The sequence below is a fragment of the Streptomyces sp. NPDC042002 genome, assembly GCF_055588305.1.
On the sequence record NZ_JBVJCT010000042.1, the window covers coordinates 29,715 to 49,545 of the forward strand.

Sequence of the window (19,831 nt, forward strand, 5' to 3'; positions counted from 1 at the left end):
GGCAGGCGGTGACACGGCCGGAAGTGTCCGTCACGGGCTCTCCTGGCGTGCTGGGCTGTGGTGAAGGGGCGTCGAGGCCGGGGAGAGCAGTCGCATGGCCTCCTCGGCGTTGAGCGCGGTGCGCAACCCGGGCAGGGTGAGGCCCAGTTCGACCAGGGTGATGGCGACGGCGGGGCGCATGCCCGCGACCACCGTCTGCGCGGCGAGCAGCTTCGCGTGTGCCGCGACCTCGGCGAACACGCGTCCCAGGAAGGAGTCGACGATCTCCACCCCGGAGATGTCGATGACCACACCGGTGACGGAACTGGCCGCGATGGCCTCGCCGATGTTGCGCTGCAACTGTTCGGCCGCCTCGTCGTACAGGTCGCCCTGCAACGTGACCAGGAGGACGGTGCCGAGCTTGAGCACGGGCACCTGGGCGCCCGAGGAGCCGGCGATCGGGGCGCTCACCGCGCGCTCAGGCCGGAGTGGTCCTGCTCGACGACGGCGATGCCCTGCCGGTGCAGGGCGTACGCGAGGGCGTCGGCGAGGCTGGCCCGCGTCACCACCGAGCCGAGGTCGATGCCGAGGTGGACGATGGTCTGCGCGATGGCGGGCCGGATGCCCGAGACGACGCACTCCGCTCCCATCAGACGCGCGGCGGCCACGGTCTTCATCAGGTGCTGGGCCACCAGGGAGTCGACGGTCGGCACCCCGGTGATGTCCAGGATGGCGAACCGGGCCTGCTGGGCGACGACGGCGTCGAGCAGGCTCTCCATCACCACCTGGCTGCGAGCGCTGTCGAGGGTGCCGATCAGCGGGACGGCGACGACACCGGTCCACAGCTTGATCACGGGCGTGGCCACTTCAAGGAGTTGGAGGCGCTGCCGGTCGATGAGTTCCTGCCCGGCGCTGAGCGCCGTCTCCAGCACGACCAGGCGGAGCGTTCCCAGCAGCGCGGTCAGCGTGACCGCGCACGCCTCGGCGAACTCGCGGGGCCTGTCGGCGAGATCGGCGCTCAGCAGCTCGGAGGCCGCGGGGCGCAGCGCCGCCACCTCGTCGGCGATCCGGGCGGAGGTGGCGCCCGTCCGCGCGCGAGAGGCAGCCATGCGTCCCAGCTGGTCGCGGACGGTGGCGAACCCGGCGGCCCCGAGATCCTCGACCCGGCCGGCGGCCGCGACCGCGGCCAGCGCCTCCACGACGGCCCGGCCGGCCTCCACGGCCTCGTCCCGGGAGACGGTGAAGACGGTGCGGAACAGCGCCTCGTCGGCCCAGCGCTGGGCGATCTGCTCGCGGCGCCGACGCAGGAAGTCACCGACCTCCTGGGCCGACGACTCCTGCTGTACCGCTGCCTGGTGGTCCGCCACGTGTTCTTCTCCTAGGTCCGTGCGCCGTGCCGACATCAGGGATCCGCCGTCCGGCGCGATCACTTGTCGTACGACAACTGTAATCATGGTCCGAGCGGGTACGACTTCCGCTCACGTGACGGGGATCGCGCGGGGTATCGGCCCGGCCGGCCGGGGCTCGCGCGTCGCCCGGGGCTGGTCACCGAGCCGGCGCGCGGTCGGTGGCCCGTGCCAGTCCAGACACACCACGAGGGCGTCGTCCTCCGGTCCCGGCCCGCCCCGGTGACCGGTGAGCTCCCTGAGGACGGCGCGGGGCACGTCTGTCGCGGGCAGCAGCCGGGTGGCGGTGATCGCCCTGGCCAGAGCCCTCTCCCCGTACGTCTCCCCGCCGGGCCCGGCGACGGCGTGGACTCCGTCGCTGACGAAGAGCATCCGGTCGCCGGGCTCCGCGTGGAACTCCTGAGCGAAGTAGTCGGTCTCCTCGAACATGCCGAGGGGCAACTGAGCCTCGAAATCGACGCGTTCGACGGTCCGGCCACGCAGGCGCAGCATCCGGGGCGAGCCCGCGTCGATCACCCGCGTCCGCCCCGTGGACAGCTCGAAGTCGAGCATGAGCACGGACAGATGGGAGCCGCCGCGGTAGTGGGCGTGGATCGCCTGGTCGGCGAGAGCCGCCTGGTCCTCGAGGGAGATGCCCGCGCGCCGCGCGTTGCGCAGGGCGTTGATGCCCAGGCTGGTCAGCAGCGAGGCCTCGATCCCCTCGCCCATCCCGTTGGTGACGTACAGCAGCAGCCGGTCGGCACTGGCCGACCAGTCGAAGTTGTCGCCGAAGATCGCGTAGGCGGGCTCCAGTTGGGCGCCGAGTTCGTACTCGGGCCGTGCGCAGGAGCGGCCGGGCAGCAGTTGCCACTGCATCTCGGCGGCCAGCGTCAGCCGGTCCTTGCGGCGTGCCCGGAGGTACAGGTCGGTGTCGCGCTCGGCCACGAGCACCTCGTGGCCGAGGATCTGGGCGATGTCGGCGAGCTCGGTGAGCGTCTCCTTGTCGCACGCCGTGGACGGCAGGGTGACGGACAGCACGCCGAGCCGGTCGCCGCGCACCGTCACCGGGAGGTGTGCTCGCACGCCCTCGCCGCCCCGCTCCTCGACGAAGGGTTCCTGCGCCCCGAAGGCCCGGCCCTCGGGGCTGCCGTGCGCGGAGATGGGCTCCAGGGTGTGCGGAAGGACCGACACGGGCTGGAGCACGGTGAGCCCGTAGTCGGCCATGAGGAGTTCGACGCGCCCGGCCGCGTAGTGACCGCACAGCACGTCACGGACCGCGTCCGGCAACTGGTGGGGGGCCGCGGTGCGCAAGGCCCGCTCCGCGGCCAGGAATCTGTTCACGATGTCGGATACGCCATTCTTCGACTAGTACGATGCCGGGTCCACGCCTGGCGGGTCCGCGCTCCGGGGGAGCCGGTCCCTGCGGCGGCGCCGGTATCTATCGCTTTGTTCCTGTCGTCGCGCCGACAGGCTGACAGTGCCCTGGAAGACTGGGAGAGTTAGACGGTGACTTCCTCCGGCCCGCGTCCGCAGCCCGGTGAGGTGGCTCGCGTGACCGCTGAGGCGGCCGAGCTGCTGGAGATCCTCTGGGGGCGCGCCTCGACGGCTCCCGTCTCCACGTCCCAGCTTCGGGTGCTGTTCATCCTGGAACACGACGAGGGCATCAACCTGAGGACGCTGGCCGACGCGCTCGGCTCGACGCCTCCCTCGACCAGCAGGCTCTGCGACCGGCTGCAGGCCGTGGGGTTCATCGAGCGGACACCGAGCGCCATCAGCCGCCGGGAGCTGCGGCTGTTCCTGAGCCCCCGCGGCCGGACCTTCCTCACGGAGCTGCGCGCACGTCGTGAGCGGGCCGTGGAAGCGGTCCTCGCGCAGATGCCGCCCGGCGACCGGACGGCACTCGTGGACGGGCTGGCGGCCTTCTGCGCCGCCGCGGCGGCACAGGTTCGCGAGGGCGCCGCGACGGACGCCCGCTCGGCCTGACCGGCGCGTGGGATCGGGTCCGGAACCGGCCGCCGACGGTCCGCCAACGGATGGTCCGCCCACCGATGCTCCGCCCGGCGCGGTCGCCCCACAGGGGTGGACCGTCTCTCCCGTCGCGCCATCTCAGACCCCCTCGCCGACGTGGGCGAGCGCGGCATCGACGCCGTCCACCGACGCGATCGTGCGGCTGACGCCGGTCAGATCCAGAATCCGCCGGACCACGGGCGCCGGTGACACCAGGCACACGCTCCCTCCGGCGCGTCCGGTCGCGTCGTGCGCCTTGAGGAGCGCGTTGAGGCCGGAGGAGTCCATGAAGGGCACCGCGGACAGATCGAGCAGCAGATGCCGCCGGCCACCGCGTATCTCGTCGGCGAGCCGGTCGCGCAGTTCGGGGGCCGTCTCGACGTCCAGTTCCCCCGCGACGGTCACCAGGGCGATGCCCTCGCCGCACAACGTCACGTCGATGGACACAGGAGCTGGTTCGGCCGGCACGGTTACCTCCAAGGGGTCCTGACCCGTCGGGTTCCATCCGGCGCTGGGGACGCCGGCGAGCAGATCACCGGTTACCCGCCGAATCGAGGTGCACACCTCGCGCTTCGTCCCTCGCCCGCGACGGCGGCCCCCGGCCGGTGCTTGCGAGCTCTTGACCTTCCCTTTCCCGTATTACCTCTGACACAGAGATATCTTCGAGACGTGGAGTCGGAGTCGGAGAGTTTCCCCGAGGCCCTGGCGGACGCCCTGGCCGGACTGCAACGGCTGATCAGACGGCGGCTGCGCGTCGGCACGAGCGGGCCGCGGCTGCGCGGTGCCGAGGTCGACCTGCTGCGGCTGGTCGTCGACCGGCCCGGCATCGGTGTGTCGGAGGCCGCCAAGGAGCTCTACCTGGCGGGCAATTCGGTCTCGACGCTGGTCAACCAGCTGGCCCGGGACGGCTATCTGGTCCGCGAGACCGATCCGGCGGACCGGCGCGCCGCCCGCCTGGTGTCCACACAGGCGGCCGATGCCCGGCTGCGTGACTGGCGGGAGCGGCGCGCGGTGCTCGTACGGAGCCAGGTGGCGCGCCTCGACGACGCCGACCGCGCTGCCCTGGCGGCGGCCCTTCCCGCCCTGCGCAAGCTGGCGGCGAACCTGCACGAGGAGGCCGAGGAGACATGACACGGCACGAGAGCGGACGGACGCCCCCCGCACGGCGGGGGAGTCCGGCGGCCGACGGTGGAGGGACTGCCGCGAGCGGCGACGCGGCGGAGGCCGCCGCCGGAACACCGGTCCCGGCCGCCAGGAGGAGCGCCGAGGGCACGGACGTGACAGCGTCGGCTCCGGACGGCGCCGCTGACACCGCCACCACGGCGTCGGTGGCGGTCCCGGACGGCGCCGGCCCGGCGGTCACCCCTGCGGTCCCGGAGGGCGGCGATCCGTCGGCTGATCGCGCGGCCCGGGACGGCGAGGGCCTGGCGGTCACGCCTGCGGTCCCGGGCGGCGGTGATCCGTCGGCCGGCCGTGCGGCCTGGGGCGGTGACGGTCTGGCGGTCACGCCTGTTGTCCGGGACGGTGGCGATCCGTCGGCCGGTCGTGTCGTTCCGGGCGGTGACGAGTCGTCGGTCAGGGGTGCCGGCGCGGACGCCGTGTCCTGTGCCGGACTCGTCTACGCCTTCGGCGAGACCACCGCCGTCGACGGTCTCGACCTCGCCGTCCGTGACGGCGAGGTGTTCGGACTGCTCGGGCCCAACGGCGCGGGCAAGACCACCGCGCTCCGCTGCATCACCACCCTGCTGCCGGTCCCGGCCGGGAAGGTCCGTGTCTTCGGGCACGACGCCACCCGTGAACGCATGGCCGTGCGGCGCCTGTTGGGCTACGTACCGCAGCAACTGTCCGCGGACTCCGGGCTCACCGGCAGGGAGAACGTGGCCCTGTTCGCCCGCGTCTTCGACGTGCCCCGGCGCGAACGGGCGGCCCGGGTCGCGCAGGCCCTCGCCGCGGTCGACCTCACCGACGCGGCCGACCGGCTCGCCAAGACGTACTCAGGAGGCATGGTCCGCCGCCTGGAACTCGCCCAGGCACTGGTCAGCGCGCCCCGGCTGCTGATCCTCGACGAGCCGACCATCGGCCTCGACCCGATCGCCCGCACCAGCGTGTGGGATCACATCAACGCCGTACGGGCCGCCACCGGCATGACCGTCCTCGTGACGACCCACTACATGGACGAGGCCGACCAGTACTGCGACCGGGTCGCGCTGATGCACCGCGGACGCGTCCGCGCGCTCGGCACACCTCGGCAGCTGAGGACGGGCCTCGGGGAGCGCCGCGGAACCACGGGCGACGGTGAACTGCCCACGCTGGAGGACGTCTTCCGTGACGTCGCCGGCAGTGGACTCGACGACCATTCAGGAGACTTCAGCGATGTCCGAAGCACCCGCCGTACCGCTTCCCGGGTCGGCTGAGCGCGTCCGTCCCGGAGACCTCGACCTGCTCGTGATCCCGCCCAGGGCCCGGACGGGCTGGCGCGTGCTGCCCGCCCGGGTCGCCGCGATGTGCACGGTCGAGCTCCAGAAACTCCGCCACGACCGCACCGAGCTCTACACCCGGGCGATCCAGCCGGCCCTGTGGCTGCTGATCTTCGGCGAGACGTTCACCCGGATCCACGCGATCCCCACCGGCGGGATCCCCTACCTCGACTATCTGGCGCCCGGCATCATCGCCCAGTCCGCTATGTTCATCGCCATCTTCTACGGCATCATGATCATCTGGGAGCGGGACGCCGGAATCCTCACCAAGCTCCTCGTCACCCCCACACCCCGCTCCGCGCTCATCACCGGCAAGGCGTTCGCAGCCGGGGTGAAGGCACTGATCCAGGCCGTGGTGGTGGTCGTGATCGCCGCGCTGCTCGGGGTGGCGATGACCTGGAACCCGCTGCGGCTCCTCGGAGTGGCCGTGGCCGTCGTGCTCGGTTCGGCGTTCTTCTCCTGCCTGTCGATGACGATCGCGGGCATCGTGCTCACCCGGGACCGGCTGATGGGCATCGGCCAGGCCATCACCATGCCGCTGTTCTTCGGCTCCAACGCCCTTTATCCGGTGGCCATCATGCCCGGCTGGCTCCAGGCCGTCAGCAGGGTCAACCCGCTGAGCTACCAAGTCGACGCCCTGCGCGGCCTGCTGCTCGGCACACCGGCGCACCTGGCCCTCGACTACGGCGTCCTGGTGGTGGCCGCCGCCCTCGGCGTCCTGTCCGCGTCCTCGCTGCTCGGCCGGCTGGCCAGGTGAGCCGGCGACCCTGGCGGGGCGGCCGGGCCCGATGATCGATTGGTGAGGCCGGGCGGTCAGGCTTAACGTCGGTGGAGTGAACATCCACGTTCACCGCCGACCCGAGATGCAGGGCCATCCCCCATGACGGCCGATCACGTGACATCCTCCGAGTCTGCCGAGTCCCCGCAGCGGGGACGAGGCAGCGGTATGGCGCTCTTCATCCTGGCCTCGTGTCAGTTGATGGTGGTCCTCGACATCACCATCGTGAACATCGCGCTGCCGCACATCCAGACCTCGCTCGGCTTCTCGACCGAGAACCTCTCCTGGGTGATCAACGCCTACACGCTGACCTTCGGCGGTCTGCTGCTGCTCGGCGGACGCTCCGGGGACATCCTCGGCAGACGCCGGGTCTTCATGTTCGGCGTGCTCCTCTTCGTGTTCGCGTCGCTGCTCGGCGGACTCTCCCAGGAATCCTGGCAGTTGCTCGCGGCCCGCTCGCTACAGGGCGTCGGCGGAGCCATCGCGTCCCCCACCGCCCTGGCGTTGATCACCACCACCTTCCGTGAAGGGCCCGAGCGCAACCGGGCGTTCGGCGTGTTCGCCGCCGTCTCCGCGGGCGGCAGCGCGATCGGGCTGCTCGCGGGCGGCATCCTCGTCGAGTGGCTCGACTGGCGCTGGGTCTTCTTCGTGAACATCCCCATCGGCCTGCTGATCGTGCTCGCCACTCCCCGCTACATCAAGGAGTCCAAGCGACACCCGGGCCACTTCGACTTCCTGGGCGCGCTCACCTCCACGCTGGGCATGGTGCTGTTGGTCTACGGCTTCATCAGGGCCTCGGAGAAGGGCTGGAGCAACCCCGTCACCCTCGCGTCCTTCGGGGCGGCCCTGGTGTTCCTGATCGCGTTCATCGCCGTCGAACGCAGGTCGAGACAGCCCATCACGCCGCTGTGGATGTTCCGCGACCGCAATCGCGCGGGTGTCTACGCGATGATGCTCAGCCTTTCCGCCGCCATCTTCGGCATGTTCTTCTTCCTGACCCTCTTCGTGCAGAACATCCTGGGGTTCAGCCCGCTCAAGGCCGGCTTCGCCTTCCTGCCGGTGAGCGCGGTCATCGCGATCGGCGCGGGAGTCGCCTCGAACCTGCTGCCCCGGTGGGGACCCAAACCCTTCATGACGGTGGGCGCGATCCTGGCCGCCCTGGGCCTCGGCTGGCTGACGCTGACCGACGTCGACAGCACGTATCTCGGCAGCATCCTCGGACCCACCGTGGTCTTCGGCTTCGGCATGGGGCTGCAGTTCGTGTCGCTGACGCTGATGGCGGTGTCCGGAGTCCAGCCCAAGGAGACGGGTGCCGCCTCCGGCATCCTCAACGCCACCCAGCAGGTCGGTGGTTCCCTCGGCCTCTCCGTGCTGGTCACCGTCTTCGGCACGGCGAGCCGCAACGAGGCCACGAGCCAGGTCGCGAACTTCATGTCGACGGCGACCCCGGCGCAGCGGCTGCAGTTCCGCAGAACAGGACAGTTGCCGGCGCCCTGGAGCGAACAGGTGCTGACGTCCGGCATCTCGGAAGCGTTCGTCGCCGCCGCCGTCTTCGCCGTCTTCGCCGCGCTGGTCGCCCTGATCGTCATCCAGGTGCGCCCCTCCGACCTGGAGCGGCTCCAGGGAGGCGCCGCATCCCTCACCCCCGCGGACGGATCCGCTGACGCGGCGGGCGCGTCGGCGCGCGGCACCGACGGAGGATCCGGACACCCGTGAGGGACCGTCCGTACGGTCTCGGGTGCCTCCGGCGTTCCGGCCGCACCCGGTATCCCGGCCGCATCCGGCCCGCTCCCCGCCGACGCCTGACAGCGGCACTTGAGCCCGTTGACTGCTCGGCTCGGCGGGCGTCCGCCTGATGGAGCCGATCCTCCGATCCCCGAGTTCCCGGGAGAGGTCCCGGGCGCCCGCGTCAGGGCAGTGGCTGTTCCGCCCAGATGACCTTGCCCTCGGGCGTGTAGCGGGTGCCCCAGCGGTCGGTGAGCTGGGCGACCAGGAACAGGCCGCGCCCGCCCTCGTCCGTCGTCGCCGCGTACCGCAGATGCGGTGAGGTGCTGCTGCCGTCGAAGACCTCGCAGATCAGCGTGCGGTCCAGCACCACACGGACGCCGATGGGCCCGTTGCCGTAGCGGATCGCGTTGGTCACCAGCTCGCTGAGGATCAGCTCCGTGGTGAACGCCATCTCGTCGAGCCCCCACCGCGCCAGTTGCCGGCTGACCGAGGCACGCACCTCGCCGACGGCGGCCGGTTCGGACGGCACCTCCCAGGAGGCGATCCGGTCGGCACCCAGGGCGTGGGTCCGGGCCACGATCAGAGCGATGTCGTCGCTCGGCCGGGCCGGCAGAAGGGCGTCCAGCACGGCCCGGCAGGTGTCCTCCGGCGAGCGGTCGGCACCGGCCAGCGCCGTGCGCAGCAGTTCGAGCCCGACGTCGATGTCCCGCTCCCGGTCCTCGACGAGGCCGTCCGTGTAGAGCACCAGTCGGCTGCCCTCCGCCAGTTCCAGCTCGGCCGTCTCGAACGGCAGACCGCCCAGGCCGAGCGGCGGGCCGGCCGGAACATCGGGGAACTCGACGCTGCCGTCCGGACGGATCACCGCCGGCGGCGGGTGCCCGGCGCGGGCGACGGTGCAGCGCCGCGTCGTCGGGTCGTAGACGGCGTACACGCAGGTGGCGCCCGTGACCGCGGCTCTGCTGTCCTCCGCCGTCTCGTCCTGGTCGATACGGCCGACCAGCTCGTCCAGGAGTCCGAGCAGTTCGTCGGGCGGCAGATCGAGCGCGGAGAAGTTGTGGACCGCCGTCCGCAGCCGCCCCATCGTCGCGGCGGCCAGCAGTCCGTGGCCCACGACATCGCCCACGACGACGGCGACCCGGGCGCCGGGCAGCGGCAGTACGTCGAACCAGTCGCCGCCGACCCCCGCCTGCGCCGGCAGATAGCGGTAGGCGAGGTCGAGGGCGCTCTGATCGGGCAGCGTGCGGGGCAGCAGGCTGCGCTGGAGCGTCACGGCCATCCTGTGCTCGCGGGTGTAGCGGCGCGCGTTGTCGATGGAGACCGCCGCGCGGGCGACCAGCTCCTCGGCGAGCGCCAGGTCCTCCACGTCGAACGGGTCGGGCTTCTCGGAGCGCCAGAAGTTCACCACCCCCATGACCAGGGGCCCGACCCGCAGCGGGACGGTGATCAGGGAGTGGATTCCGTAGTCGACGACCTGCGCGGTGCGCTGGAGGTCCTGGGCCAGCCAGCCCGGGGCGCCGCCGAGATCGGGTTCGACGACGGCCTCGCCGGTGCGCAGGCTGTGGGCCTGGGGCGTGGAGGGCACGAACCCGATGTGCTCGCCGACCGGATAGAGCGGGGCGTCCTTGCGGATGCCGCCGGAGGCGGTGCGGCGCAGGCCGGCGCCCGCGTCCGGCTCCTGCCCGTTCAGGACCGCGTCCGCCAGGTCCACGGTGACGAAGTCCGCGAACCGCGGGACGGCGACCTCCGCCAGTTCCTCGGCCGTCCGCGTGACGTCCAGGCTCGTGCCGATGCCCACACCGGCGTCGTAGAGGAGTTTGAGCCGCTCGCGGGCGATCTCGGCCCGGCCGGAGAGCGCGCGCAGCTCGGTCGAGTCACGGAGCGTGGCGACGCTGCCCGCCGGGCCGCCTTGCAGGTCCGTGGGCCGCTGGTTGATGGCCAGGAGCTGGTCCCCGACCAGATGCACCTCGTCGGTGGCGACGCGTCCGGAGGCCAGCAGTTCGGCGGTGGCCGCGTCGAGGCCGAGTTTCTGGACATGCTGTCCCTCGGCGTCCGCGGGGAGGCCGAGCAGACGGTTCGCCTCGTCGTTGGCCAGGAGCAGCTGCCCCTCCGCGCCGACGATGATCACTCCCTCCCGGACGGAGTGCAGCACCGCGTCGTGGTGTTCGTACATCCGGGTCATCTCGTACGGGCCGAGACCGTGCGTCTGGCGCAGCAGGCGCCGGCTCACCAGCGCGGTGCTCGCGGTCGCCAGAGCGAGCGCGATGGCGGCGGCGCCCAGCAGGAGCGGCAGCTGGCGGTTGGCGGCGCCACCCACCTTCGCCGTGGTGATTCCGGCCGACACCATGCCGACGACCTTGCCGTCGGGTGCCTTGATGGGGACCGTGGCCTGCACGAGCGGTCCGAGCGTCCCGTTGATCTGCTCGGTGATGGAGTGCCCCGCCAGCACCGGTGCCGTGGTCCCGACGAACTTCTTTCCGATCCGGTCGGGCTTGGGGTGGGTGTAGCGGATCGCGTCGGTGTTCAGCACGACGATGAAGTCCACGTTCGAGGCTTTGCGGGCGGCTTCGGCGCTGGGCTGCAGCAGGGCCGTGGGGTGGGGCGCGCTGAGCGCCGCACGCGTGCCCGGCGCGTTGGCGAAGGTCTCCGCGACGGCGAGCGAGCGGTTGCGGGCCTCCTGGGTACTGTCGTGGCGCACCTGGAGTACCAGCGCGACCACCGCGGCGACGACCAGGAGCAGCACGATCACCACTTGCAGGACGAACACCTGTCCGGCGACGCTGCGCAGGCTGAGAGCGGAACGAAGCCCGTTGGACGGGCCGTGCCTGTGCTTGCCTTCGTGTGACCCACGTTGATGGTGCGCTGTGCTGGGGCGGCGGGTCGACTGAGCCCGGGTTCGACCCAATAGTCCGACCATGTGCTATGTCTACACTGCCCGGCGCCTGGTGGCGAGGGGCGTCACGCGCAGTGAGGTGTCGCCGCCCGTTCCCGCTGCCGGTCGGTGTGCCGGTCGGGCGCGGGCGACGCTGCTCGCGGGGGTGTCCGGCCGCATGATGGAGACGTATCTTTTCACCCGGATTTGTCGCTTAGGCGCGGGAGGCCCAGATGACGACCGTGGACCGCTACCGGTTGACCTTCACCCACCCCGGACCCGATTCGCGGATGGTGACGGATGAGGTGGTCGTCGAACGGACGACCACCAGCGGACCGGGCGGGAACCCGGTGTACAGCGATCCCACCGGCATTCTCCGCGCCGAGATCAGTCCGGCGGGCGAGGTCCGCATGCTGGCCAGCGGCGCCTATCAGTCCCCGATCAATCCGGCCGCCGAACCGATCACCTGACCGGTTGCGCGCGGCGGTGGAGGGCGGGCGATCACCCGGGCGGTGTCACCCGGCGGCCGGAGGTCCCGTGGGGTCCGGGACGGCCGAGTCCTGTTCGCCCTCCGGGTCGATGTGCGGGAGGATCCGGTCCAGCCAGCGCGGTGTCCACCAGGCGTGTTCCCCGAGCAGGGTCATCACGGCCGGCACGAGCAGCAGCCGTACGACCGTCGCGTCGATCAGGACGCTCACGGAGAGTCCGAGTCCGAGCATCTTGACCACGATGTTGTCGCTCAGGATGAACGCGGCGAAGACGCTCACCATGATCAGGGCGGCGCAGGTGATCACGCGGGCGGTGATCTCCAGGGCGTGCGCGACACTCCCCTTGGCGTCCCCGGTGCGCAGCCAGAACTCGTGGACCCGCGACAGCAGGAAGATCTCGTAGTCCATGCTGAGCCCGAAGATGATCGCGAACATCATCATCGGCACATAGCTCTCGATGGGCACCTTGCCCGACACCCCGAGCGCCGGTCCGCCCCAGCCCCATTGGAAGACGGCGACGACGACACCGTACGAAGCGGCGATGGACAGCACGTTCAGGACCGCGGCCTTCAACGCGACCAGCAGCCCGCGGAACACCATCAGGATGATGATGAAGGCGAGCGCGACCACCACGAGGATGATCAGGGGCAGCCGGCTCGCGACGATGTTGCGGAAGTCGACCTGGGCGGCCGTCGTGCCGGTGACGTAACCCTTGGCCTTCGTGCCGGACACCGCCTGCGGCAGCGTGGTGTCGACCAGACGGTTCGTCAGGTCGGTGGTGTACCGGTTCTGCGGGGACACCTTGGAGAAGACGGTGCCCACCAGTACGTCCCCGTCCTTGGTGGTCGTCAGCGGCGTGACCGCGGCGGCGCCCGACACACCGTTGATCGTCTTCTGCGCCTGCGAGGCGAGCGCGGACCGCTGGTCGGACGGAACGTCGGTCTGGTCGATGACCACGGTCAGCGGACCGTTGGAGCCGGGCCCGAAGGCGTCCGACATGATGTCGAACGCCCGCCGGTCCGTGAACGAGGTGGGATCGGCGCCGTCGCCGATGTGCCCGAGCTGGATGGTGAACAGCGGGATGGCCAGCACCAGCACGGTGAACAGGCCACCGGTCAGGAACCGCCAGGGATGCCGCTGCACGCGCAGGGCGTAGTTGTGCCAGGTGCCGTGCGCGGGCGTCCCGGGCTCGGCGTCCGTCTCCGCGACCGGCTTGCGTACGTGAAAGCGGTCGACGTTCTTGCCGACGAGCCCGAGCAGGGCGGGTACGAGGGTCAGCGCGCCGAGGACGGCCGAGACGACGGTCACGGCCGCCGCGAGGCCGAGTTTGCTGATGAAGGAGACACCGGAGACGGACAGCCCGGCCAGGGCGATGATCACGGTGCAGCCGGAGACGAGGACGGCGCGCCCGCTGGTGGTGGTGGCGCGGCCCGCCGCCCGTACCGGATCGACGCCGTCGAAGAGGTTCTGCCGGTGACGGGTGATCAGGAACAGGGCGTAGTCGATGCCGACGCCCAGGCCGATCATGGTCGCGAGCGTCGGTGACACGGTCGCGAAGGTGAACGCGGCGGCCAGCAGGCCCAGGCAGGCCAGACCGCCGATCACGCTGATCAGGGCGGTCACCAGCGGCAGACCAGCCGCGATGACACTGCCGAACCCGACGAGCAGGACGACGATCGCCACCGCGAAGCCGATGGCCTCGCTGATCCGGTCGTTCGCGGCGGGCCTGGCCAGTTCGCCCAGCGGGCCGCCGTACTCCACGTCGACGCCCGCCGACCGCAGCGGCTTCACGGCGCTGTCCACACCGTGGAGATAGTCGTCGCCGAGGGTCGAGGGCTGCACATCGAAGCGCACGGTGATGTAGGCGGTCTTCCCGTCGTCCGACAGGGGTCCGACGTTCGGCTGCTGGGACTGCCCCGAGGGCGGCTGCGAGCCCGGCGGCGGCAGCGGATTCTGCACCGACAGGACGTGCGGCAGCTTCTGCAGATCACCGACGGTCTGGTTCATCTGGGAACTCAGCGACGTCAGGGGCTTCTGCGTGTCGCGCAGCACGACCTGGCTGCTGTAGCCGCCGGCCGCCGGGTCGTGCTCCTTGAGAACGTCCAGCCCCTCGGTGGACTGCACCCCGGGAAGCGTGAAATTGTCCGAGTAGTCTCCGCCGAACGAGCGATTGAGCCCTTGCAGCACGGCGAGCGCGACCAGCCAGGCCACGATGACGATCACGAAATGGCGGGCACACCACTCACCCAGCCGCTGCAGTCTCCCGGGCCTGTTCTTTCCGCCCCGTGGACTGGCCTGCGTCGCCGACATGGGCTGCTCCTGCTGGAAGACGACACCTCCGACTCCGTCATTCAACGACGCGACGATCATCGCGGCCCGTCGAGAATCAGGAGCGGACGAGCCGCGCGACGCCCTCGGGTGACCGGCTCGCCGGTGGGGGACCGGTCGATCCGGCCGGTCCCCGTTCGTCCGGTAGGTGGGACACCGGCGCCGTGCCGGTGAGGAACGGAGGCTGTGATGAGGACGTACGAGGCAAGGACGCTGCTGGACGGACGCGGGCTGGTCGAGTCGCCGCGCTGGTACGGGGACCGGCTGTACTTCTCCGACTGGACCGCGGGCGAGGTCCTCGCCCTCGATCCGGCGGCCGGCCGCGGCGAGGTGGTCGCCCGGGTGGCGTCGCTGCCCCTGTGCACCGACCGGCTTCCCGACGGCCGCATGCTCATCGTCTCCTCCCCGGACGGTCTGCTGCTCCGCCGGGAACCCGACGGCTCCCTGGGCACGTACGCGGACCTGGGCAGGCCGGGCTGGAACGACATCGTGGTCGACGGCCGCGGGAACACCTACGTCAACCGGGCGGACTTCGACCCGATGACCGGCGAGGCGGCCAGACCGGGCTCGGTCTCGCTGGTCACCCCGGACGGTTCGGTGCGCGAGGTGGCCGACGACATCGCGTTCCCGAACGGGATGGCCGTGACGCCCGACGGCTCCACCCTGATCGTCGCCGACTCCTACCGGCACGGCCTGGTCGCCTTCGACATCGGCGCGGACGGCACTCTGTCGGGCCGCCGTGTCTGGGCCGAACTGGGGGAGGGTACCCCGGACGGCATCTGCGTCGACGCGCACAACGCCGTCTGGTACGCCGATGTGCCGGGCCGGTGCTGTGTGCGCGTCGCCGAGGGCGGTGCCGTACTCGACCGGATCGACCTCGACCGAGGCGGCTTCGCCTGCGTCCTGGGCGGCCATGACCGCAGGACGCTGTTCATCGTGGCCGCCACCTGGCGCGGCATGACGGAGTCCGAGATGGTGACACCCGGCTCCGGTCAGGTGCTCGCCGCACGGGTCGAGGTGCCGGGAGCTGGCCGGCCCTGACGCGGTTGCCCGGCGGCGACCCAACAGGGAAGCCGCCGCGGGGAGTTCGGCGAAGCCGTGCGTCCGGGAGGCCGTGTCGGGCGCTTCAGGGAGATCGTGCGTCGGGGAGGCGGCGTCGGCTGGTTCGGTGAATCCGTCCGCCGGGTCGGCGGGTTGGATGGTTCGGAGAGCGACTCACCTTGAGGGAAGGCGGATTCGGCGGTAGCGCCGCGTCGACCGTTCGCGTCGGTGCCCGGGAGCACGGCGCGGGACAGGGGTTTCGGGCGAGGCGGGGGTTTCGGCGCGTGGGCGTAGGGATAACCCTCGATTGGCATCAAGCGCATGTCATGCCTAGGTCAAGGGTGCGATCCTTCCTCCACCTGTAGGGCAGGTTGCCCCACGTCCTGCCCTCGGTCGCGTTCCCGCACGCCCCTGCTCAGCTCTTCCCGGACAGCACATCCCGTCTGCCCGGTCTGTCACCGGCCGCCGACCGCGGCCGAAGCAGTAGGAGTACGAGTGAGACGTTTCCCCCGTCAGGCGACCGCGGCCGGAGCCTTGGTAGCCACCGCCGCGTTCCTGGCCGTCGGTATACAGACGGTCCCGGCAGTCGCCAAGCCCGCCCCCCACACAACCCCCCTGCGCACCGGTGGACTTGAGGCCAAGCTCACCCCGGCCCAGCACGTGGCGCTGCTGACGAAGGCATCGAAGCAGACCACCGCGACCGCCGGCGTCCTCGGCCTCGGCCCGAAGGAGAAGCTGGTCGTCAAGGACGTCGTCAAGGACAACGACGGCACCCTGCACACCCGTTACGAGCGCACCTACGCCGGCCTCCCGGTGCTCGGTGGCGACGTCGTGGTCCACACCCCGCCGGCCTCGCAGGCCACCGGGACGGTGAGCACGACCTTCAACAACAAGCACACCATCAAGGTCGCGAGCACCACTCCGACCGTCACCAAGGCGACCGCCGGGGCCCAGGCGCTCAAGGCGGCCAAGTCGCTCAAGGCGGACAAGCCCTCGACCGACAGTGCCCGCAAGGTCATCTGGGCCGGCACCGGCACCCCCAGGCTCGCCTGGGAGACCGTGGTCAGCGGCTTCCAGGACGACGGTACGCCGAGCAAGCTGCACGTCGTCACCGACGCCGTCACCGGCAAGGAGCTCACCCGGTACGAGGGCATCGAGACCGGCACCGGCAACACCCAGTACAGCGGTTCGGTCACGCTGAACACCACGCTGTCCGGCTCGACGTACCAGCTGACCGACTCCACCCGGGGCGGCCACAAGACGTACTCGCTGAACAACGGCACCTCCGGCACCGGCACCCTGATGACCGACACCGACGACGTCTGGGGCACCGGCGCGGGTTCCAACACCCAGACCGCCGGCGCGGACGCCGCCTACGGCGCCCAGATGACCTGGGACTTCTACAAGAACACCTTCGGCCGCAGCGGCATCAAGAACAACGGCGTCGCCGCCTACTCCCGCGTCCACTACAGCACGGCGTACGTCAACGCCTTCTGGGACGACAGCTGCTTCTGCATGACCTACGGCGACGGCACCAGCAGCACCCACGCGCTGACCTCGCTCGATGTCGCGGGCCACGAGATGAGCCACGGCGTCACCTCCAACACCGCGGGCCTGGACTACACCGGTGAGTCCGGCGGTCTGAACGAGGCGACCTCCGACATCTTCGGCACCGGCGTGGAGTTCTACGCCAACAACTCGACCGACGTGGGCGACTACCTCATCGGCGAGAAGATCGACATCAACGGCGACGGCTCGCCGCTGCGTTACATGGACAAGCCGAGCAAGGACGGCAGCTCCGCCGACAGCTGGTACTCAGGCGTCGGCAACCTCGACGTCCACTACTCGTCGGGCCCCGCGAACCACATGTTCTACCTGCTCTCCGAGGGCAGCGGCAGCAAGGTCATCAACGGCGTCACCTACAACAGCTCGACCTCCGACGGCGTGGCCGTCGCGGGTATCGGCCGGGCCGCGGCCCTGCAGATCTGGTACAAGGCGCTGACGACGTACATGACGTCGAGCACCAACTACGCGGGTGCCCGCACCGCCGCGCTGAACGCGGCGACGGCGCTGTACGGCGCCAGCTCCGCCCAGTACGCGGGCGTGGCGAACGCGTTCGCCGGCATCGCCGTCGGCAGCCACGTCACCCCGCCGACGAGCGGTGTGACCGTCACCAACCCGGGCAGCCAGTCCTCCACCGTCGGCACGGCGGTGAGCCTTCAGGTCTCGGCCAGCAGCACCAACAGCGGCTCCCTGACCTACGCCGCGTCCGGACTGCCGACCGGTCTGTCGATCAGCAGCTCCACGGGCGCCATCACCGGCACGCCGACCACCGCGGGGACGTACAGCACGACCGTCACCGTGACGGACAGCACCGGCGCGACCGGCACCGCGTCCTTCACCTGGACGGTCAGTACCTCGGGTGGCGGTGGCACCTGCACCTCGGCGCAGCTGCTCGGCAACCCCGGCTTCGAGTCGGGCAACACCACCTGGACCGCGTCCAGCGGGGTCATCACGACCGACACCGGCGAGGCGGCCCACGGCGGCTCCTACAAGGCGTGGCTGAACGGCTACGGCTCCACCCACACCGACACGCTGTCCCAGTCGGTGGCCGTTCCCAGCGGCTGCAAGGCCACGCTGACGTTCTACCTGCACATCGACACCGCCGAGACGACCACCAGCTCCGCGTACGACAAGCTGACGGTCACGGCCGGATCGACCACGCTGGCGACCTACTCCAACCTCAACAAGGCCACCGGCTACACCCAGAAGACGTTCGACCTGTCCTCCTTCGCCGGCACGACCGTCGCGCTCAAGTTCAGCGGCGTCGAGGACTCCTCGCTCCAGACCAGCTTCGTCGTGGATGACACCGCCCTGACGACCAGCTGACCGGCAGAACCCCCCATCCCCCCACAACGGCAGCGGCGTGGGTCCTCCTCGCGGAGGACCCACGCCGCACGCCGTTCAGGACCTACTCGAACCGGGAGGGGTCACCCGCGCCCAGGCGTACGAGTTCGGGCTCGGCGCCGGAGAAGTCGATGACGGTCGTCGGCTCGGTGCCGCAGTCGCCGGAGTCGATGACGGCGTCCACCACGTGATCGAGGCGGTCCTTGATCTCCCAGCCCTGGGTCAGCGGCTTGTCCTCCTCCGGCAGGAGCAGGGTGCTCGACAGGAGCGGCTCGCCGAGTTCGGCCAGGATCGCCTGGGCGACGACATGGTCCGGAATCCTCACCCCGACCGTCTTCTTCTTCGGGTGCAGCAGTCTGCGCGGAGCCTCCTTCGTCGCCGGGAGGATGAAGGTGTAGCTGCCCGGAGTCGCCGCCTTCACCGTACGGAAGACCTTGTTGTCGATCCGTACGAAGTGCCCCAGCTGCGCGAAGTCCTCGCACATCAGAGTGAAGTGGTGCCGTTCGTCGAGCTGGCGGATCGAGCGGATGCGGTCGATCCCGTCCCGGTTGCCGAGCGCGCAGCCGAGCGCGAAGCAGGAGTCCGTCGGGTAGACGATCAGCCCGCCGCCGCGGACGATCTCCACCACCTGGCTGATGATGCGCCGCTGCGGGTTCTCCGGGTGGACGTCGAAGTACTTGGCCATGCTTCGAGCTTAGGGGGTGATCCAGCTTTTCCCCGGTCACGGCTATAGGAACCTCGAGGCCGTCTCGCTACCCTCCGCCGCATGATTTCCACGGTGGTCTGGGGTACCGGCAATGTCGGCCGCGCGGCCATCCGCGCCGTCGAGGCCCATCCGAAGCTGAAACTCGCGGCCGTGCTCGTCCACGACCCCGACAAGGTCGGCCGCGACGCGGGCGAGCTCGCCGGGCTGGACCACGGCCTCGGCGTCGCGGCGAGCGACGACATCGGCGCCGTCCTGGCAGCGGGCCCCGGAGCCGTGGTCTACGCGGCCACCGGTGACATCCGCCCCGACGAGGCCCTCGCCGACATCGGCAGGGCGATCCGGGCCGGTGCGGTGGTCGTCACGCCCGCCCTCTATCCGCTCTACGACCAGCGCAACGCCCCACCGGAGTTCCGGGACCCCATGCTCGCCGCCGTAGCGGACGGCGGTGGCTCCCTGTTCGTCTCCGGAGTCGATCCGGGCTGGGGCAATGACGTACTGCCCCTGCTCGTCAGCGGTCTCGGAACGACGGTCGACGCCATCCGCTGTCAGGAGATCTTCGACTACTCCACGTACGAACAGGAGGAATCCGTAAGGTACTTGGTCGGTATGGGGCAGCCGATGGACTACGAGCCCCTGATGCTCGCCCCGTCGATCCCCACCATGGTGTGGGGCGGCCAGATACGGCTCATGGCGCGGGCCCTCGGCGTCGAACTCGACGACATCCGCGAGACGTTGGAGCGGCGCCCGCTGACGGACACCGTGAGCACCCGCACCATGGGCGAGTTCGCGGCCGGCACCCAGGGCGCCGTGCGCTTCGAGGTACAGGGGATCGTCGGGGGAGAGCCCCGGATCGTCATCGAGCACGTCACCCGCATCCACGCGTCCTGCGCACCGGACTGGCCCACACCGCCCGACGGGGACGGCGCACACCGCGTGATCATCGAGGGCCGCCCGCGCATCGAGGTCACCGTCGCGGCCACCGACGAGGGCGACAACCGCTCCGCCGGCGGGAACGCCACCGCGGTCGGCCGCCTGGTCGGCGCCATCGACTGGCTGGTGGACGCGGAACCAGGGCTCTACGACGCACTCGACGTCCCGCTGCGTCCCGCGGCCGGCCGACTCGGAAGGAAGTGACCAT

The 19,831-nt window shown here is 70.8% G+C and carries 16 protein-coding genes; 9 read left to right on the forward strand and 7 right to left on the reverse strand.

Features of this window, described 5'->3' with window-relative positions:
• Positions 1–30: 30 nt before the first annotated feature.
• The 3 genes from ACZ6KY_RS36265 to ACZ6KY_RS36275 form a co-directional block, all read right to left on the reverse strand.
• On the reverse strand, positions 31–450 hold the full coding sequence (locus ACZ6KY_RS36265; protein ID WP_469314516.1) for an STAS domain-containing protein: 420 nt from the start codon (positions 448–450) through the stop codon (positions 31–33).
• Positions 447–1,346: an STAS domain-containing protein gene (locus ACZ6KY_RS36270; RefSeq protein ID WP_469314517.1), complete on the reverse strand. Its 900-nt coding sequence runs from the start codon at positions 1,344–1,346 to the stop codon at positions 447–449. The genes ACZ6KY_RS36265 and ACZ6KY_RS36270 overlap by 4 nt, the downstream gene beginning before the upstream one ends.
• A gap of 111 nt (positions 1,347–1,457) precedes the next feature.
• Positions 1,458–2,705, reverse strand: coding sequence for a PP2C family protein-serine/threonine phosphatase (locus ACZ6KY_RS36275; RefSeq protein WP_469314518.1), 1,248 nt, complete (start codon positions 2,703–2,705; stop codon positions 1,458–1,460).
• 210 nt (positions 2,706–2,915) lie between these two features.
• Between ACZ6KY_RS36275 and ACZ6KY_RS36280 the strand changes: the two genes are divergently transcribed.
• Entirely contained in the window at positions 2,916–3,347 is a 432-nt protein-coding gene (locus ACZ6KY_RS36280) for a MarR family winged helix-turn-helix transcriptional regulator (RefSeq protein WP_469314519.1), read from the forward strand.
• 123 nt (positions 3,348–3,470) lie between these two features.
• On the opposite strand, the gene ACZ6KY_RS36285 is transcribed toward ACZ6KY_RS36280, so the two are convergent.
• On the reverse strand, positions 3,471–3,818 hold the full coding sequence (locus ACZ6KY_RS36285) for an STAS domain-containing protein (protein WP_469314520.1): 348 nt from the start codon (positions 3,816–3,818) through the stop codon (positions 3,471–3,473).
• 222 nt (positions 3,819–4,040) lie between these two features.
• On the opposite strand from ACZ6KY_RS36285, the gene ACZ6KY_RS36290 reads away from it, so the two are divergent.
• From ACZ6KY_RS36290 to ACZ6KY_RS36305, 4 genes are all read left to right on the forward strand, one after another.
• Entirely contained in the window at positions 4,041–4,502 is a 462-nt protein-coding gene (locus ACZ6KY_RS36290) for a MarR family winged helix-turn-helix transcriptional regulator (RefSeq protein WP_469314521.1), read from the forward strand.
• Positions 4,503–4,969: 467 nt separating this feature from the next.
• The gene (locus tag ACZ6KY_RS36295; protein WP_469314542.1) at positions 4,970–5,785 is read left to right on the forward strand and encodes an ATP-binding cassette domain-containing protein; all 816 of its coding nucleotides are present in this window, start codon (positions 4,970–4,972) and stop codon (positions 5,783–5,785) included.
• Positions 5,745–6,605: an ABC transporter permease gene (locus tag ACZ6KY_RS36300; protein ID WP_469314522.1), complete on the forward strand. Its 861-nt coding sequence runs from the start codon at positions 5,745–5,747 to the stop codon at positions 6,603–6,605. The genes ACZ6KY_RS36295 and ACZ6KY_RS36300 overlap by 41 nt, the downstream gene beginning before the upstream one ends.
• Before the next feature lie 189 nt (positions 6,606–6,794).
• Positions 6,795–8,342 (forward strand): MFS transporter, encoded by a 1,548-nt coding sequence (locus ACZ6KY_RS36305; RefSeq protein ID WP_469314523.1) that lies wholly within the window; start codon positions 6,795–6,797, stop codon positions 8,340–8,342.
• Positions 8,343–8,535: 193 nt separating this feature from the next.
• Here the strand turns inward: ACZ6KY_RS36305 and ACZ6KY_RS36310 are convergent, their stop codons facing one another.
• Complete coding sequence (locus tag ACZ6KY_RS36310) at positions 8,536–11,268, reverse strand: SpoIIE family protein phosphatase (RefSeq protein WP_469314524.1); 2,733 nt, start codon at positions 11,266–11,268, stop codon at positions 8,536–8,538.
• A 188-nt stretch (positions 11,269–11,456) separates the two neighbouring features.
• Between ACZ6KY_RS36310 and ACZ6KY_RS36315 the strand changes: the two genes are divergently transcribed.
• Positions 11,457–11,693 carry a DUF6296 family protein gene (locus ACZ6KY_RS36315; RefSeq protein WP_469314525.1) on the forward strand — a complete coding sequence of 79 codons (237 nt, stop codon included), beginning with the start codon at positions 11,457–11,459 and terminating at the stop codon, positions 11,691–11,693.
• A 45-nt stretch (positions 11,694–11,738) separates the two neighbouring features.
• Here the strand turns inward: ACZ6KY_RS36315 and ACZ6KY_RS36320 are convergent, their stop codons facing one another.
• Positions 11,739–14,021 (reverse strand): MMPL family transporter, encoded by a 2,283-nt coding sequence (locus tag ACZ6KY_RS36320; RefSeq protein WP_469314526.1) that lies wholly within the window; start codon positions 14,019–14,021, stop codon positions 11,739–11,741.
• Positions 14,022–14,228: 207 nt separating this feature from the next.
• Between ACZ6KY_RS36320 and ACZ6KY_RS36325 the strand changes: the two genes are divergently transcribed.
• Together ACZ6KY_RS36325 and ACZ6KY_RS36330 are read left to right on the forward strand one after the other, a co-directional pair.
• Positions 14,229–15,080 (forward strand): SMP-30/gluconolactonase/LRE family protein, encoded by an 852-nt coding sequence (locus ACZ6KY_RS36325; protein ID WP_469314527.1) that lies wholly within the window; start codon positions 14,229–14,231, stop codon positions 15,078–15,080.
• Positions 15,081–15,575: 495 nt separating this feature from the next.
• Positions 15,576–17,969, forward strand: coding sequence for a M4 family metallopeptidase (locus ACZ6KY_RS36330; RefSeq protein WP_469314528.1), 2,394 nt, complete (start codon positions 15,576–15,578; stop codon positions 17,967–17,969).
• Between the two features lie 82 nt (positions 17,970–18,051).
• Here ACZ6KY_RS36330 and ACZ6KY_RS36335 read toward each other — a convergent pair whose 3' ends face one another.
• On the reverse strand, positions 18,052–18,672 hold the full coding sequence (locus tag ACZ6KY_RS36335) for an L-threonylcarbamoyladenylate synthase (protein WP_469314529.1): 621 nt from the start codon (positions 18,670–18,672) through the stop codon (positions 18,052–18,054).
• Positions 18,673–18,753: 81 nt separating this feature from the next.
• On the opposite strand from ACZ6KY_RS36335, the gene ACZ6KY_RS36340 reads away from it, so the two are divergent.
• Positions 18,754–19,827 carry an NAD(P)H-dependent amine dehydrogenase family protein gene (locus ACZ6KY_RS36340; RefSeq protein ID WP_469314530.1) on the forward strand — a complete coding sequence of 358 codons (1,074 nt, stop codon included), beginning with the start codon at positions 18,754–18,756 and terminating at the stop codon, positions 19,825–19,827.
• The last annotated feature ends 4 nt before the right edge of the window (positions 19,828–19,831 follow it).